Origin of the sequence: Sphingomonas yabuuchiae (assembly GCF_001477495.1) — a bacterium.
Classification (GTDB): domain Bacteria; phylum Pseudomonadota; class Alphaproteobacteria; order Sphingomonadales; family Sphingomonadaceae; genus Sphingomonas; species Sphingomonas yabuuchiae_A.
The window spans coordinates 16727-33931 of sequence record NZ_LDTF01000071.1; the positions used below are offsets into that span (position 1 = coordinate 16727).

Here is a 17205-nt window from a genome sequence, read left to right on the forward strand (position 1 = left end):
GAGGTCATCCCGCCCCGGGCGGGTCAGCGCGCCGCGACCGCCGACTGGTCAAGCGGTACGACCGGCAGCCAGACGCGGCTGGCATTGGCGCCGCCGCGTTCCAGCGTGATCGTCGCCTTCCGGTAATCGCCCGCCTTGGCCGTGAAGATATTGGGCACGAAGGTCTGCGGATTGCGATCGTAAAGCGGGAACAGGCTGGACTGGACCTGGACCATGATCCGGTGCCCCGGCTGGAACACATGGTTCACGGTCGGCAGGCGGAACTTGTATTCCTGCACCTTGCCCGCCGGAATGGCCGTGGGATTGGAGAAGCTGTTGCGATAGCGGCCGCGGAAGATGTCGAGGCTGATCGGCAGTTCATAGCCGCCCATCTTTTCGTCGATCGCGTTTTCGGATGGGAAGACGTCGATGATCTTCACGACGAAATCGCCGTCCGTCCCGGTCGTCCGCGCGAACAGGTCGGCGATCGGCGCGCCGGACACCCGCACCGCCTTGGTCAGGACGGGGGTGGTATAGGTCACGACATCGGTGCGGCCATCGACATGCCGCTGGTCACTGACCAGCCAGTCGCCCCAGCGGCCGTCATTGAAGTTCACCGGACGCGACAGATGCGGCACCGGGTTGGCCGGATCGGAGACATAGGCGTCCTGGCCCACCCCTGGCTTGTCGAAGCTGAGGCCCTTGTCATCTGCCAGATAGAGCGGGGTCAGCGGCGCGGCGCACCCGCTCTGGCAGGCGAGCGGCCATTGGGTCAGCTTGTCCCAATGATTTTCGCCGGTATTGTAGATGGCGGCGCTGGGCAGGTTGGCGGGCGCGCCGTCCTTCAGATACTGATTGAACAGCGGCAGGACCATGTCCTCGCGGAACTGCCTGGCGGTGTCGCCATTCCACTGGAACGGCCCCAGGCTGGTGCCGGTGCGGTTGATCTGGCTGTGCCGCCACGGGCCCATCACCAGGAAGTTGTTGCCCAGCTTGCCCTTGGCCTTCAGCGCTTCCCAGGCGGTGATGGCGCCGTACATATCCTCCTGGTCCCACAGTCCCTGTTCCCAGATGGTCGGCACGTTGGAGGGGTTGGCCGCCAGCAGCTTGTCCAGCGCCTGGCCCTGCCAGTAGAAGTCATAGGCCGGGTGCTGCACCACGCGCTGCCACATGGGCAGCTGGTCATAACCCGACTTCTTCGCCCAGTCGTTCGCCGAGCCGTAGCGGAAATTCTCATAATCGTCGTAACCGCCGCTGGGTGGCGCCTTGCCCTCGCCCTTGTAGCCGGTCTGCGACCCGATCCACCCGATATTGGCGAGGCGGAACGCGCCGTAATGGAACCAGTCATCGCCCATCCAGCCGTCGATCATCGGGCTTTCGGGCGCGGCGACCTTCAGCGCGGGGTGCGGGTTCAACAGCGCCATGACGACGGTGAAGCCCTCATAGGACGACCCGATCATCCCGACGCGGCCATTGGATTCGGGCAGGTTCGCCTTGTTTACCAGCCAGTCGATCGTGTCATAGGCGTCGGTGACATGATCGACCTTGGTCGCGTTCAGCGGGCCGATGACGGGGCGCGTCACGACATAGTCGCCTTCCGAGCCGTATTTGCCACGAATATCCTGATAGACGCGGATATAGCCCGCCTTGACGAACGCCTCGTCGGCCAGCGGCAGTGCCTCGATCATCTTCGTGCTGTCCGACCGCTTGGCCCGGCCCGCCGCGTTATAGGGCGTGCGGGTCAGGACGATCGGGGCGTTCACCGCGCCCTTGGGCACGACGATGACGGTGTAGAGCTTCGTCCCGTCGCGCATCGGGATCATGATCTCGCGCTTGTCGTAATCACGCTCCGCGACATTGGTCGGCGGCGTGAAGCGGGCGGGAATGTCGCTGACCGTGGAGTCGGTGACGACCTTGACCGGCGATGCGCCGGTCGCGGGCCCCTGTTGCGCGGTGGCGGGCGTCAGGACGGCGAGCGCGCTGGCGGCGAGCAGAAATGAGTGAAAACGCATGGAAAAACGGACCCCCTCATGGATCGGTGGATGCCGCATCGTGCCGCGACATGGGGTCGGGGGCAACTGGCGGCTTTCATGATACATCGTATCATTTCAGACGCAACCGGGATGTATGCCACGCCTTGCGCTTCCCTTTCGGCGTGTCTCTCCATAATATGGTCTGACAACAACGGGGTGCGGCCCCGCGATCCGGGGAGGACCCTACCGAGTGACGACCTTGAAGCGGCGCGGCCCCGCCCATAGTGCCTTGGCGCGGGATATCGGTGTCGCCATCGTGACCGGCCGCATCCCCACCGGATCGACCCTGCCCGGCGAAGTCGAGATCGCCGAACAGCGCGGCATGTCGCGCTCCGTGGTGCGAGAGGCCTTGCGGATGCTGTCGGCCAAGGGGCTGGTGGTCAGCAAGCCCAAGGCGGGCACGCGGGTGCGTGAGCGGCTGGAATGGAACCTGCTCGATCCCGAACTGCTCGCCTGGATGTTCGAGGGAGAGCCGCCCGCCGGTTTCGTCACCAGCCTGTTCCAGCTCCGCCTGATCGTCGAACCCGCCGCCGCCGAACTGGCCGCGCTCAAGCGTGACACGCGCCAGCTGTCGCGCATGGGGGCCGCGCTGGAGGCGATGGGTGACCATGGCCTCCACACCGAACAGGGTCGCGCCGCCGACCAGCTGTTTCACAACATCATCCTGGAGGCGACGGGCAACGAACTGCTGATCAGCCTATCGGGCAGCATCGGGGCGGCCGTCCGCTGGACCACGCTCTACAAGCATCGCAGCGCCAAACTGCCCCGCGACTCCATGCCTGAACACCGCCAGCTGTTCGCCGCCATCGCCGACGCCGATGCGTCGGCGGCACGCGCCGCGACCATCGTCCTGGTCGAACAGGCCCGAGAGGATACGGAACGCGCGCTAACGCCGTAAAGACGGTCTCAGCCGTCCGTGGGCGGTGAAATGTCCCCGGACGCCTTCCGCCCCCATCGCGGACGACGCCAGCCCCGCTTGCGCGCGATACGACGCATAAGCAGCCATAACCCCCCGCCCAAGACCAGCCAGGGCAGCGCGGCCACGATGACATCGATCATCGCCGCCAGGCTGTTCGCCAGCGTATCGCCTGCCGACCGAAGACTGTTCGCGATCACGCCTCGCGACGCCGACGGATCGTCATAGCGATAGTTGATCGTTACGGGCGACATGGCGACACGCTGCGCCAGGCTGGCCTGTTCCTGCCGCGCCGCATCCAGCTCTTCCTGCGTGGTCGCATAGGCGCGTTCGGCCTGCACCAGCTCGCCGACATTGCCCTTGGCCGAGCGGATGATGGTCAGCAATCGATCGGCCAGCGCCTGTTTGGCGCGGACCTTGGCATTCGCGTCGATCACCTGCCGCGTCACGTCCTCGGCCGTCGACTGGCGCTCGGACAGATGCGCACCGCCCGCCCTGGCCAGCGCGTCGAGGCGCTGGTTGAAACCCGTCACCAGGCGCGCATCGACCAGCAGCATCGCCACGTCGTCGGCGGCACCTGCGGCGACATCGGCAGCGACATCGGCAGCGACACCGGCATTGGTACCGCCGCCGATGCCGGGCGCGTGCAGGGTCGAGCGCACCACCATACAACGGGCATTGCCGAGGCCACGACACAAAGCGAGCTGCTCGCCCTGCACCTGCGCGACCGTCGGCCGATCGAAAACATAGGAAACGGTATAGCTATAGGCGATCTGCGCTCCGGCAGCCGCAGGGGCGGGAGCCGGGTCTGGCTCTTGGACATCGAAAGCCTCGAGCTTCTCGGTTGTCTTGCGGACGGACGACTGATCGCACGACACCAGACATGCCGCCGCCAGCACCGCCGCGATCGTTCGCCTCATGACTCACCCCCCGTTAACCCGAAGTCAGGGTCACCCGATTGCCCAGCGACCGTCAAGCCTATCCCACCGCCTCGAACACGAAGGCCGTGCCGACGAAATCCCCTTTCAGCGGCGCGCGCAAGCCTCGGTTCATCCAATAGGCCCCCGATGCCCGCTCGGGCACACCCGCTGGCCGCGAAGATCCGTCGAGCATCCGCACCGTATAGACCCGCGCCGGGTCCAGCCCCTGGGCATGGATGGCGGCGGGATTGTCGCGCCACATCGACGAGTGGAGCATCTGGAACAGTACCGCCTGCCTTTTGTCCTGCCCGACATACATGGTCGCCGAGGTCGCGTTGTCGCCGCTGGGCGATTCCAGGCGATAGAGTGCGCCGCGCTGCACCGTCTCGCGGATCGTCTTGTACGCCGCGACCCATTTGCGTGCGGTGGCGAAGTCGGCGTCGGCCCATTTGTCGAGGTTCGCGCCGATCCCCAGCCCGCCCTGCATCGACGACAGGAACCGGTAGTCCAGGCTGGTCACCCGGGTGTTCGCCCAATTGGGGCTGTCCGTGACCCAGGCCATCATGACCGCCACCGGATAGGCGCGGGTGAAGCCGTCCTGGATGGTCAGCCGGTCGGCGGGATCGGTATTGTCCGAGGGCCAGACCTCATCGTTCAGCCCGATGATGCCCAGGTCCACCCGACCGCCGCCGCCCGAACAAGCCTCGATCTCCAGCTTGGGATGCCGCCGCCGCAACTCGGACAGGATATAATAGAGATTGCGGACATATTCGACATAGACGCGCTGCTGGTCGGCGACCGGCTGTTCGGGCCAGCCCGCCTCGGTCCAGTTGCGGTTATAGTCCCACTTCAGGAAGGCGATGTCGTTCTCGCTCACCAGCTTGTCGAGCACGCTCAGCAGGTGATCGCGGACATCGGTACGCGCGAGGTTCAGGACCAGTTGGTTGCGCCCCTCGGTACGCGGCCGATCGGGGGAGTTCAGCACCCAGTCGGGATGCGCGCGATAAAGGTTGCTGTCGACATTGACCATCTCGGGCTCGACCCACAGGCCGAAGTCCATGCCCAGCCCCTTCACTCGGTCGATCAGGGGCTTCAGGCCATTGGGGAACTTGGTCGGGTTGACCGTCCAGTCGCCCAGGCCCGCCTTGTCGTTGTTGCGTGCGCCGAACCAGCCGTCATCGACGACGAAGCGCTCGACGCCGATCTTCGCCGCCTTTTCGGCCAGCGCCATCTGCCCCGCCTCGGTGACGTCGAAGGCGGTTGCCTCCCAGCTGTTGTAGAGGACCGGGCGGAGCCGGGCCTTGGTCCCGTGCGGCAGGATATTGGCGACCTCGAACTTGTGGAAGGTGCGCGAGGCCCCGCCCAGCCCGTCGCCGGAATAGCCCGCATAGAAGATCGGTGTGTCGAGCGTCTCGCCCGGCTTCAGCGTCCAGGAAAAGTCGTAGGGATTATAGCCGCCCGCGATCCGCACCCGGCCTAGATTGTCCGACGCCACGGTGATCCGGAACGACCCCGACCAGGCGAGCGCGCCGTACCAGACGGGGCCATGTTCCTCGCTGGTCAGGCCTTCGCGGCCGATCGCGAACCAGGGGTTGTTGCCATGGCCGGTCGATCCGCGACGGCTCTCCAATATGGTCGCGGCGGCCTCGACCGGCACCGTCTTCTGCGTCCATTCGGCGGCGTGGCGGCCGGTCAGGTAATGAAGGCGGTAATCGTCGCCGACCGGCAGCGACAGGACCGCCGCCGCCAGCTGGTCGACCCGCACCGGCTTCGCATCGCCGTTGCGCACCCTGGCCGAGCGGGCGACGATGCCCGTGGCAGGGTCGATCGTATAGGTCAGGGTGACGAACAGAGGCCGGCGAATATCGGCCAGCTCGACGGTCAGCGTCTCCCCGTTGGCCTTGTGGCTGCGATATTTCAGGACGAGATCGCGATTGCCGTCGGCGAACAGCGCCTTGACGCCCGGCTCGCTGACTACCCCCTCGCCCTGCCCCGGATATTCCTGAAGCGTAACCGATCCCGCAGGGTCGAAGCCCGACAGTTCGCCCGGCGCTTTCAGGACGATCGGGTCCCCCGTCTTGACCGGATCGCCCGAGATCAGCGGATCGCCCGCCGCCAGCACCGATCCCCAGTAAAGCGGCTGGAGGTACCCCTTTTCGTCCACCCCCATCGCATAGGTGACGCCGCCGCCGTCGAGCCGGAACACCTTCGCGCCCGCCGGGGCCGTCACCTTCGCCGAGACGGGCGCCGCCAGCGCAGCCAGACCCACCCCTGCCAGAACCGCATTCCGCCAGCGCATCACACCTCTCCTGCAAACCTTTGCATTAAGTCTGACATAGCGCAGGGTCGTGATGCAAGCGCTTGTTTCGGAAGCTTAAGGGACGACGGGCGGCCAAAGTGTCTTGAGCGGGCGACTGGCATCGGCCAGCGCCTCAACCGGCACCGTGGCGCCATCGGCGACCAGCGCCTTGCCCTGCACGAATTCGCGCATCGCATTGACGCAATCGAGCGCGATCACCCGGCCCCGCCGCAGATAGACGACCGAGAAACTGCGCGTGGCCGGGTCCCCCCGCAGGATCGCCTGGTCATGTCCGATCGACAGGCCGACCGTTTGCAGCTTCAGGTCATATTGGTTCGACCAGAACCAGGGCACCGCGTGATAGGCGACCTCGCGCCCCATGATCGTGCGCGCCACCACCGTCGCCTGATCATGGGCGTTCTGCACCGATTCCAACCGGATGACGGCACCGTCGGCAAAGGCGTTGGTATGGGCCGCGCAATCGCCGATCGCATAGATATGGGGCAGGCTGGTGCGTCCCTGCGCATCGACCGCGACGCCATTGTCGCCCGCCGCTCCGGCCGCGATCAGGGGCTGGACCGCAGGCACGATACCGATGCCGACGATCGCCATCTGTGCGGTCAGCATCGTGCCATCGGCCAGTCGGACGCCGCCGATCCGGCCATCCCCCTCGATACAGGCCACGCTCTCGTTGAGCCGCACCGTCACGCCATGCGCGCGGTGTTCGGCTTCGTAGAAGCGCGACAGGGCCTCGCCTGCCACGCGCGCGAGCACGCGGTCCTGCGCCTCGACGATGGTGACGGCCTTGCCGAACTTGGTCAGCACGGCGGCGGCCTCCAGACCGATATAGCCGCCGCCGATCACCACCACCTCCGCCACGTCGGGCAGTTCGGCAATCAGCCGATCGACATCGGCGCGGGTGCGGACACCGTGCACGCCGGTCAGGTCATGGCCGCCGCAGTTCAGTCGCCGGGCATGGCCGCCCGCCGCCCAGATCAGCGTTCCATAGTCGATCAGCGCGCCCGCCGCGGTGGTCAGGCACCGTGCCTCGGCATCGACCGCGACGACCTGCTCGCCCAGCCGCAGCGTGATCGCGCGCTCATCCCAGAAACGCTCGGGACGGATTAGGATACGCTCGAACGGCTTGTCCCCGGCCAGATACTCCTTGGACAGCGGCGGGCGTTCATAGGGCGGCCAAGCCTCTTCGCCGATCATCGCGATCGTGCCCCCAAACCCTTCCTGACGCAGCGCGATGGCGGCTTGCGCACCCGCATGGCCGGTGCCGACGATAACGATGTCGTAAGAGGAATGGTGCATATCGGTCATGGCCTATCCCCTAGGATGGATCGACGGCGGCTGCCAATGACCATGACAAAGCGTTGCAGCTGCGAAAGAGCGTCTTCAATCGTGGCGCACTTGCCGCTAGGGGAAAGCGCAAATCCTCAGGAGACACCATGAGCAAGCTGCACCTCGTGTTCGGCGGCCGCGTCAGCGACCCGCAGACCCTCGATTTCGTCGATCCCGCCGGGCTGGAAGTGGTCGGCGTATTTCCCGACTATGCCAGCGCCGAAAAAGCCTGGCGCGCCGCCGCGCAGCGCACCGTCGACGATGCCGAGATGAAGTTCGTGGTCGTGCACCTGCACCGCCTGCTGGAACCGACGCTCGACTGATCGGACTTTGGGCGAGGTCGGGGCATGGGCTTCGACTTCGCTCAGGCGGAACGGAGGGTGGAGTAGCCTTCGCTTCAGGCGTTACGATAACGCCACAGCAGCAACGGCTTGGCAAAGACCAGCCCGGCGATGAACCCGCCGATATGCGCGGCGACCGCGATCGCGCCCATCCCCATGCCCGCATAGCCGAGCAGCAGTTGGATACCGATCCAGCCCGCCGCCAGCCACAGGACATGGGTGAACTCCGCCGACAGCCCGGCGATACCCTTGGTCGCACGCCGCCGCCCGAACAGCAGCGCATAGGCGCCAACAATGGCCGAGATCGCACCGCTCGCGCCGATCATCGGCATGGGCGAGGCAGGATCGGGGAAATATTGCGCCATCGCGGCGGCATAGGCGCCCACGACATACAGGATGGCGATGCCACGCGGCCCCAGCGCGCGTTCGGTCTGCGCGCCGCAATAGACCAGCATCACCAGATTGAAGGCGATATGCGCGAACCCGCCATGGATCAGCGTCGCGCTGAGCGGGGTCAGCAGCGTCGGCACCGCAAAGCCGAAATCGGGCGGCAGCACCGCACCTTCGAAGCGCAGCGGTATGAAGCCGCCCGCCACCGCCGCATCCGGCACCATGCCGGTGAGGATGAGGATCAGCGACACGGCCGCCGTGACGACCGCGATGGCCGTCGTGGCCCGTGCCGCTGCCCAGTTCATCGGATCAGATGAACTCGATCTTGCTGACGACGTAATAACGGTCGCCCGACGGCACCGTCACCTCGACCTCTTCGTCCAGCTTGCGCCCGATCAGCGCACGGCCGAGCGGCGAGTTGTAGCTGATGCGGCCGGTCTTGGCATCCGCCTCGGTCTGGCCGACGATCTGATACTTGACCGGCTTGTCGTCCTCGTCGAGCAGCGTGACGGTCGCGCCGAACACGATCTTGTCGCCCGACAGATCCTTCGGATCGATGATCTGCGCACGGCTCAGCTTGTCCTCGATGTCGGCGATCGTCGCCTCCACCTGACCCTGCCGTTCCTTGGCCGCATGATATTCGGCGTTTTCGGACAGGTCGCCGTGTGCACGCGCTTCCTCGATCGCGTCGACGATCAGCGGCCGCTCTTCTTTCAGACGCCGCAGGTCCTGGGTGAGCTTGTCATAGCCCTCCTGGAGCATCGGCATCTTTTCGACGGTCGCCATATTCCTAGTCCCCAATTCTTACGCATTCCCGGTACGGACCGCCCTCCCAAACCGGGAGAGCGGTCCGCCAGCACATCATGTTCTCATGTCGGGATCAGTTGTGCGAACGCGAATAGTAGGATTGCAGGGGACGTACTTCAAGACCACGGGTCGCCGACGCCGCAATCGCCTTCGCCGCCTCGACGCTGGCGGGCGCCGTGGTGAAGTACGGAATCTTCTGACCCAGCGCGGCCTCGCGGATCGGCTTGGAGTCCTTCAGGCTCTGCCACCCCTCGGTCGTGTTGAAGATCAGGGTGATGCCGCCGTCCTTGATCCGGTCGACGATATGCGGCCGTCCCTGCGCCACCTTGTTGATCTTCTCGACCGTCACGCCTGCGCGGTCGAGATAATCGGCGGTGCCCCCCGTGGCGACGATGGCGAAGCCCGCCTCCGACAGCATCCGGGCGGCGGGAACGATCTGTTCCTTGTCGCCGTCCTTCACGCTGATGAAGACCGCACCCTCGGTCGGCAGGACGGTGCCCGCCCCCAGCTGCGACTTGGCGAAGGCCGTGGTGAAGTCGGGGTCGATGCCCATGACTTCGCCGGTCGACTTCATTTCCGGCGACAGTACCGGATCGACGCCGGGGAAGCGCGCGAACGGGAAGACCGCTTCCTTGACCGCGTAATAATTGATGTGGCGGTCGATCTGCGGCAGGTCGGCCAGCTTCTCGCCCGCCATGACGCGCGCGGCGATCTTGGCGATGGGCGTGCCGATCGCCTTGGCGACGAAGGGTACGGTGCGGCTGGCGCGCGGGTTGACCTCGATGAGGTAGACCGTGCCGTCCTTCACCGCGAACTGGATGTTCATCAGGCCGCGCACGTTCAGGCCGCGCGCGAGCGCTTCGGCCTGACGCTCGATCTCGGCGATGATCTCGGCCGACAGGCTATAGGGCGGCAGCGAGCAGGCGGAGTCGCCCGAATGGACGCCGGCTTCCTCGATATGCTGGAGCACGCCCGCCACGACGACCTGGTCGCCGTCGCAGATCGCGTCCACGTCCACCTCGATCGCGTCGCGCAGATACTGGTCGATCAGGACCGGGGCGTCGCCCGACACCTTCACCGCCGTCTGGATATAATCCTCCAGCTGCTGCGGGCCGTCGACGATCTCCATGGCGCGACCGCCCAGCACGAAGCTGGGGCGCATCAGCACCGGATAGCCGACACGCTCGGCGACGACCAGCGCTTCCTCGCGGCTGCGCGCGATGCCGTTCCGCGGCTGGTGCAGCTTCAGCTTGTCGACCAGCGCCGCGAACTGCTCGCGGTCCTCGGCCAGGTCGATCGCGTCGGGGCTGGTGCCCAGGATCGGGATACCCGCCGATTCCAGCGCGCGGGCGAGGTTCAGCGGAGTCTGGCCGCCGAACTGCACGATCACGCCGACCAGCTCGCCCTTCGACTTCTCGACATCGAGAATGGCGAGCACGTCCTCGGCGGTCAGCGGCTCGAAATACAGCCGGTCCGAGGTGTCATAGTCGGTGCTGACCGTCTCCGGGTTGCAGTTGACCATGATCGTCTCATAGCCCGCATCCGCCAGCGCGAAGCAGGCGTGGCAGCAGCAATAGTCGAACTCGATGCCCTGCCCGATCCGATTCGGACCGCCGCCCAAGATCACGATTTTCTTACGGTCGCTCGGCACCGCCTCGTCCTCGGGCTCGCCGAAGGTCGGGGCTTCGTAGGTCGAGTACATATAGGGCGTCTTGGCGTCGAACTCGGCCGCGCAGGTGTCGATCCGCTTGAAGACCGGACGCACGCCCAGCTTCTGGCGATGCTCGCGCACCTCCTGCTCGGTGACGCCGCCGGTCATCATCTTGACGACCTCGTGGATCAGGCCCGAGCCACGCGCGATGCCGCGATCCATGCCGCGCAGGTTCGCCGACTGGAGCGCCAGATAGGCCAGCCGCTTGTCGGAGAAGCCCATCGCCTTCAGGCGGCGCATCCCCGCCGCATCCTGCGGCAGGCCGTTCTGCATGACCTCGGCCTCGGCCGCGACGATCTCCGCGATCCGCTCCAGGAACCAGGGATCGTATTTGGCGATCGCATGGACCTCGGCGACGGTGAAACCTTCGCGCAGCGCCTGCGCCGCGACCAGCAGCCGGTCGGGGGTCGCCTTGGCCAGCGCCGCCTCGATCTCGGCACGAGGCGCGCCGACCAGATGCTCGACATCGTTGAAGCCGCTCAGGCCCGTCTCCAGACCGCGCAACGCCTTTTGCATGGACTCGTGGATGTTGCGGCCGATCGCCATCACCTCGCCGACGGACTTCATCGCGGTCGACAGGACGGGCTCGGAACCCTTGAACTTCTCGAAGGCGAAGCGCGGGATCTTGGTGACGACATAGTCGATCGTCGGCTCGAACGAGGCCGGGGTCGCGCCGGTGATGTCGTTCTCAATCTCGTCCAGCGTATAGCCGACCGCCAGCTTGGCCGCGACCTTGGCGATCGGGAAGCCGGTCGCCTTCGACGCCAGCGCCGAGGAACGCGACACGCGTGGGTTCATCTCGATGACGATCAGGCGGCCGTCCTTCGGATTGACCGCGAACTGCACGTTCGAGCCGCCCGTCTCCACGCCGATCTCACGCAGCACCGCCAGGCTGGCGTTGCGCATGATCTGATATTCCTTGTCGGTCAGGGTCAGCGCGGGCGCGACGGTGATCGAGTCGCCGGTATGGACGCCCATCGGATCGATATTCTCGATCGAGCAGATGATGATGGAATTGTCGTTGCGATCGCGCACGACCTCCATCTCATATTCCTTCCAACCGAGGAGCGATTCCTCGATCAGCACCTCGGTCGTCGGCGAAGCGTCGAGCCCGGCGCGGACGATCGCGATGAATTCCTCGCGGTTGTACGCGACGCCGCCGCCGGTGCCGCCCAGCGTGAAGCTGGGGCGGATGATGGCGGGCAGGCCGACCTTCTCCAGCCCCTCCAGCGCTTCCTTCTCGGAATGCGCGATCGCCGAGCGGGCCGATTCCAGCCCGATCTTTTCCATCGCGACCTTGAACTTCTGACGGTCCTCGGCCTTGTCGATCGCCTCGGCATCGGCGCCGATCATCTGGACGCCGAACTTCTCCAGCGTGCCGTCATGGAACAGCGCCAGCGCGGTGTTCAACGCGGTCTGGCCACCCATGGTCGGCAGGACCGCGTCGGGGCGCTCCTTCTCGATGATCTTGGCGACGACGGCGGGCGTGATCGGCTCGACATAGGTCGCGTCGGCCAGCTCGGGATCGGTCATGATCGTCGCCGGGTTGGAATTGACCAGGACGATGCGATAGCCCTCTTCCTTCAGGGCCTTGATCGCCTGCGTGCCCGAATAGTCGAACTCACACGCCTGACCGATGACGATCGGACCAGCGCCGATGACGAGGATGGAGGAGATGTCGGTGCGTTTTGGCATTGGGCGATGACCATTTAAAAGGAATGCAGGATAGGGCTGTCGTCACAGTGCTAGGTGTCTGGAAACTGCTCACCCAGATAATCGTATCGATAGCCGCGAAGTGCGTCCGTCAGGCAGGCTCGGCTTTTTCCGTCATCCGAGCGCACCTCCCCGGCAGGGCCGAGGATTTTATAGGACGCGTAAGGGATCCTGCCCTTCCGCCTGCGGGAGACATGGGTCGTGACGACCCCACATTTCGCAGCGGCACGGGCAAATACCTTTGGAGTAAGAAGCGGCATTCCTCCTGATTGCCCTGCGCATCCGGCCAGCATGGCAGACGCGATCAGGGCAACGGCGGAAGCCACGAACCTCATTTCCGAAGCGACCCCACGAACCGCTCGAACAGATAGAAGCTGTCCTGCGGGCCCGGCGAGGCTTCGGGGTGATACTGGACCGAGAAGGCCGGGCGGTCGGTCAGTTCCAGACCCGCATTCGACCCGTCGAACAGCGACACATGCGTCTCGCGCGCGTTCGCGGGCAGCGTCTCGCGCTCGACCGCGAAGCCGTGGTTCATGCTGGTGATCTCGACCAGACCGTCGGACAGGCGCTTGACCGGGTGGTTCGCGCCGCGATGGCCCTGGTGCATCTTGGTGGTCTTGGCACCGACCGCCAGACCGAGAAGCTGGTGGCCCAGGCAGATACCGAACAGCGGCTTGCCCGTGTCGAGCAACTGGCGGATCACCGGCACCGCATATTCGCCCGTCGCCGCCGGATCGCCGGGGCCGTTGGACAGGAAGATGCCGTCCGGGTTCAGCGCCATCACGTCCTCGTAAGAAGCGGTGGCGGGGACCACCGACACCTTCGCGCCTGCCTGAACCAGGTTGCGGAAGATGTTGTGCTTGCTGCCATAATCGATCGCGACGACGTGCGGGCGATCTTCGCCCTCGGCACCGGCATAGCCGAAGCCCAACCGCCACAACCCGCCTTCGCGCGTCTCGCCCCAGCCATAATGCAGCTCGGTCGACACGTCCTTGGCGAGGTCCATGCCTTCCAGCCCCGGCCAGGCCTTCGCCTTTTCGAGCAGGGCGGCGATGTCGAACTCACCGGCGGCCGAATACGCGATCACGCCGTTCGGAGCCCCTGCCGCACGAATACGGCGGGTCAGCGCGCGGGTGTCGATGCCCGCCAGGCCGATGCGGTTGTGCCGCGCCATCCATCCGGCGAGGTTCTCCATCGCGCGGAAGTTGGACGGGGCGGTCGGGTCCTCACGGACGATCATGCCCAGCGCGTGCGGCGCGTCCGCTTCGATATCGTCGGGGTTCGCCCCGACATTGCCGATATGCGGGAAGGTGAAGGTGATGATCTGGCCCGCGAAGGACGGGTCGGTCATGATCTCCTGATAGCCGGTCATCGCGGTGTGGAAACACACCTCTCCGACGGCATCACCCTCGACGCCGAAACCGCGCCCCCATAACACGTCTCCGTTCGCCAGAACGAGAACGCCCGTGGCGCCTTCAGGCTTTTCGGGCATGGCGAATGGCTTGGCGTCGGCCATGATCGGCGGGCACTCCTGCTAAAATGTCTGCAATGTCGCTAAGTGGCGTCCGCTAGGGCCATCGGGCGTTCGCGTCAACCGGTTCACGGAATTGGTTCCATCGGCTATCGTCCCCGCCTTTCAGACAAGACGGAAAAAACATGATTCGCGACGACATCAAGGCCGCGCAGGTGGCCGCCATGAAAGCGGGCGACAAGGAAAGCCGCGCGGCGATCAGCCTGATCCAGGCCGCCATCAAGAACCGCGACATCGAACTCCGCACCGGCGACGCGCCCGCCGATGACGACATGGTCGTGATCGAAGTGCTGCAAAAGATGGTCAAGCAGCGCCGCGAATCGATCGCGATGTACGAACAGGGCGGCCGCCAGGAACTGGCCGATGCCGAAAAGGCGGAGGTCGCGGTGATCGAGCGCTTCCTGCCGCAGACGTTGACCGAGGAGGAGACCAAGGCCGCGATCGAGGCGATCAAAGCCGAGATCGGGGCGTCGGGCATGAAGGACATGGGGCGCGTCATGGCCGAGCTCAAGGCGCGGCATGCGGCGGTGCTGGATATGAGCAAGGCGAGCGGGTTGGTGAAGGCGGCGCTGGCGTGATTTGAGTGGGGGAAGTGGGGCTGGTGGATCGGCAAGATCGCGAGCGGTGTCCCCTCCCCCAGCCCCTCCCGCCTGCGGGAGGGGAGCCTGTCACGCTTGGTGTAGAGGATTGCCCTCCGCCACAAGCGCATCCCCTCCCGCAAGCGGGAGGGGACCGAGGGGAGAGCCCGCGGCCTTTCCGCGAAAACCGCCCGACGAGAAAAGCGCGGGAATTGCGCCTCAACCCGACCGATGCCGAGCGAAGATTATGGCGGGCGCTTTCGAGACGCCAGATCACGGGCGTCCGCTTCAACCGGCAAGTGCCGATCGGCCCATACATCGCCGACTTCGCCGCGCGATCGGAAAGGCTGATCGTCGAAGTGGACGGCGGCCAACACAACGGCCGAGCCGCTTATGACGATGCCCGCACCCGCCACCTCGAAAAACAAGGCTGGCGCGTCATCCGCTTCTGGAACAACGACGTCTTGGGCAATCTGGAAGGCGTCGTCGCGACCATCGAGCGTGCGCTCGCGGAGAAGCCCTCCCCCAGCCCCTCCCGCCTGCGGGAGGGGAGCCTGTAGCGCTCGACGGAGAGGATTGCCCTCCGCCACAAACGCATCCCCTCCCGCAGGCGGGAGGGGACCGAGGGGAGGGCAAACCCGGACCCGCGGCACAGCCCCCACCCCTTGCCAAAAACCCCCTGCTCCGCTACCCATTATAATCGCGCGGACGCCATGAGCCTGACCCCGCAATTCCTTGACGAGCTTCGTGCTCGCACCAGTCTGTCGGCCCTGGTCGGCAAGACGGTGAAGCTGCAAAAGGCGGGCCGGGAATATAAGGGCTGCTGCCCTTTCCATAACGAAAAGACGCCCAGCTTCTACGTCAACGACGATAAGGGCTTTTACCATTGCTTCGGCTGTTCGGCGCATGGCGATGCCATTCGCTGGATGACCGACCAGCGTGGGCTGCCCTTTATCGATGCAGTGAAGGAACTGGCGCAGGTAGCCGGGCTCGACATGCCCGCGCAGGATCGCCGCGCCGCGCAGAAGGCCGAGCGCGCCAAGGGCCTGCATGACGCGATGGCCGATGCCGCCGCGTGGTTCGCCGAGCAGCTGGGCGGCCTGTCGGGCGGTGACGCACGCGAGTTGCTGAACCGCCGCCGGGTCACGCCGGAGACGGCCCGCGCCTTCGGCCTGGGCTTCGCGCCCGACAGCCGGGGCAAGCTGAAGGCCGCCCTCAAGGACTATGGCGACCCGGCACTGATCGAGTGCGGGCTGCTCATCAAGGTCGACGGCAAGGACCCGTATGACCGGTTCCGCGGCCGGTTGATGATCCCGATCCGCGACGCACGCGGCCGGGTGATCGCGTTCGGCGGCCGGATCATCGGCGAGGGCGAGCCGAAATATCTCAACTCCCCCGATACCCCGCTCTTCGACAAGGGGCGCACGCTCTACAATCTCGACCGCGCGGCACCCGCCGTGCGCAAGTCCAGCCGCGTGCTGGTGGTCGAGGGCTATATGGACGTGATCGCCCTCGCCCAGGCCGGGATCGAGGAAGCGGTCGCGCCGCTCGGGACCGCGCTGACCGAGCATCAGCTGGAGCGGCTGTGGCGGATGGTCGATGTGCCGACGCTGTGCTTTGACGGCGATGCGGCGGGGCAGAAGGCCGCGATCCGTGCCGCGCACCGCGCGCTGCCCCTGCTCCAGCCGGGTAAGAGCCTGTCCTTCGTCACGCTGCCCCAGGGGCAGGACCCCGACGATCTGGTCCAGGAAAAGGGCGCGGCGGGATTCGAGGCGGTGCTGACCCGGGCGACGCCGCTTAGTGACCTGCTCTGGCAGTCGGAGATCGCCCAGGCCCAGACCGACACGCCCGAGGGCCGCGCCGCGCTGAAGCAGCGGCTGGAGGAACTGGCGCAGCAGATCCCGCACAAGGATCTCGCCTACGAGTACAAGCGCGCGATGATGTCGCGCTATTTCGACATCTTCGGCATCCGCCGGGTCAATGCGGCGGCGGTGCACCAGGCGGTGGCCGAGGCCAATCGCCATGTCGGGCGCGGGGTTGAATACAGCCTGAAGCGGGCGGTCCTGCTCGGCCTGATGCGCTATCCGCATGTCCTGTGCCGCTATATGGACGAGATCAGCCGGTTGGACATGGGCGACCGCTATCTCAACGACTGGCGGCACCATTTGCTCGACGCGGCGGTCAACGATCCGCATCTGTCCCGCAAGGATGCGGCGGAGGCCGAAAGCCTGATCGAACAGATCATGGCGACCACCGACGTCCACCCGATCGACGCGCGCGACTATACCCGCGACCTGGCGTTCAGTTTCTTCAGCAAGGCCAGCGATCCCGCCATTGCGGTCCGAGATCTGGAAAAGATCATCGAGGTCATGCTGGAGGAAAGCGAGACCCGCGCCAATCGTGAGCGCGCGGTGCAGGCGTTCCAGACCGACATGACCGAGGATCGCTTCGCCGAACAGACGCGGTGCCATGCGGCGCACGCGCAATCGCTGGACGAACTCTATCGCTGGCTGGAGGCGGCACGAGATCTGGCGGAAAAGCAAGCCGGGGAGGCCGCTTGATACAGCACCTCTCCCGCCCCATATCTGGGGCATATTGGGCGACCCACGCCCGCACTGGAAAATTACGCATGGCCCCCTC

At 65.8% G+C, this 17205-nt stretch carries 13 protein-coding genes; 5 read left to right on the plus strand and 8 right to left on the minus strand.

Annotated elements, in window-relative coordinates; all coding sequences use genetic code 11:
• Positions 1-23 precede the first annotated feature (23 nt).
• Positions 24-1991: a CocE/NonD family hydrolase gene (locus NS355_RS12765; RefSeq protein WP_058746067.1), complete on the minus strand. Its 1968-nt coding sequence runs from the start codon at positions 1989-1991 to the stop codon at positions 24-26.
• 211 nt (positions 1992-2202) lie between these two features.
• Here NS355_RS12765 and NS355_RS12770 point away from each other — a divergent pair, with 211 nt between their 5' ends.
• Positions 2203-2910, plus strand: coding sequence for a FadR/GntR family transcriptional regulator (locus NS355_RS12770; protein ID WP_058746068.1), 708 nt, complete (start codon positions 2203-2205; stop codon positions 2908-2910).
• An 8-nt stretch (positions 2911-2918) separates the two neighbouring features.
• Here the strand turns inward: NS355_RS12770 and NS355_RS12775 are convergent, their stop codons facing one another.
• The 3 genes from NS355_RS12775 to NS355_RS12785 all read right to left on the minus strand — a co-directional run bounded on the left by NS355_RS12775 (position 2919) and on the right by NS355_RS12785 (position 7473).
• Positions 2919-3848: a DUF4349 domain-containing protein gene (locus NS355_RS12775; protein WP_058746069.1), complete on the minus strand. Its 930-nt coding sequence runs from the start codon at positions 3846-3848 to the stop codon at positions 2919-2921.
• A gap of 58 nt (positions 3849-3906) precedes the next feature.
• On the minus strand, positions 3907-6147 hold the full coding sequence (locus NS355_RS12780; protein ID WP_084787913.1) for an alpha-galactosidase: 2241 nt from the start codon (positions 6145-6147) through the stop codon (positions 3907-3909).
• A 75-nt stretch (positions 6148-6222) separates the two neighbouring features.
• Complete coding sequence (locus tag NS355_RS12785; RefSeq protein WP_084787915.1) at positions 6223-7473, minus strand: NAD(P)/FAD-dependent oxidoreductase; 1251 nt, start codon at positions 7471-7473, stop codon at positions 6223-6225.
• A gap of 128 nt (positions 7474-7601) precedes the next feature.
• Here NS355_RS12785 and NS355_RS12790 point away from each other — a divergent pair, with 128 nt between their 5' ends.
• Entirely contained in the window at positions 7602-7817 is a 216-nt protein-coding gene (locus NS355_RS12790; RefSeq protein ID WP_056433879.1) for a DUF4170 domain-containing protein, read from the plus strand.
• Between the two features lie 74 nt (positions 7818-7891).
• On the opposite strand, the gene NS355_RS12795 is transcribed toward NS355_RS12790, so the two are convergent.
• The 4 genes from NS355_RS12795 to carA form a co-directional block, all read right to left on the minus strand.
• Entirely contained in the window at positions 7892-8530 is a 639-nt protein-coding gene (locus NS355_RS12795) for a rhomboid family intramembrane serine protease (RefSeq protein ID WP_058746070.1), read from the minus strand.
• A gap of 4 nt (positions 8531-8534) precedes the next feature.
• The gene (gene greA / locus NS355_RS12800) at positions 8535-9011 is read right to left on the minus strand and encodes a transcription elongation factor GreA (RefSeq protein WP_042483476.1); all 477 of its coding nucleotides are present in this window, start codon (positions 9009-9011) and stop codon (positions 8535-8537) included.
• Positions 9012-9105: 94 nt separating this feature from the next.
• Positions 9106-12438, minus strand: coding sequence for a carbamoyl-phosphate synthase large subunit (gene carB / locus NS355_RS12805; RefSeq protein ID WP_058746071.1), 3333 nt, complete (start codon positions 12436-12438; stop codon positions 9106-9108).
• A gap of 349 nt (positions 12439-12787) precedes the next feature.
• Positions 12788-13972 carry a glutamine-hydrolyzing carbamoyl-phosphate synthase small subunit gene (gene carA, locus NS355_RS12810; RefSeq protein WP_058746072.1) on the minus strand — a complete coding sequence of 395 codons (1185 nt, stop codon included), beginning with the start codon at positions 13970-13972 and terminating at the stop codon, positions 12788-12790.
• A 140-nt stretch (positions 13973-14112) separates the two neighbouring features.
• Between carA and NS355_RS12815 the strand changes: the two genes are divergently transcribed.
• From NS355_RS12815 to dnaG, 3 genes are all read left to right on the plus strand, one after another.
• Positions 14113-14565: a GatB/YqeY domain-containing protein gene (locus tag NS355_RS12815; protein WP_058746073.1), complete on the plus strand. Its 453-nt coding sequence runs from the start codon at positions 14113-14115 to the stop codon at positions 14563-14565.
• 212 nt (positions 14566-14777) lie between these two features.
• Positions 14778-15125: an endonuclease domain-containing protein gene (locus NS355_RS19335; RefSeq protein ID WP_058746074.1), complete on the plus strand. Its 348-nt coding sequence runs from the start codon at positions 14778-14780 to the stop codon at positions 15123-15125.
• 153 nt (positions 15126-15278) lie between these two features.
• On the plus strand, positions 15279-17126 hold the full coding sequence (gene dnaG, locus NS355_RS12825) for a DNA primase (RefSeq protein ID WP_058746075.1): 1848 nt from the start codon (positions 15279-15281) through the stop codon (positions 17124-17126).
• Positions 17127-17205: the final 79 nt, after the last annotated feature.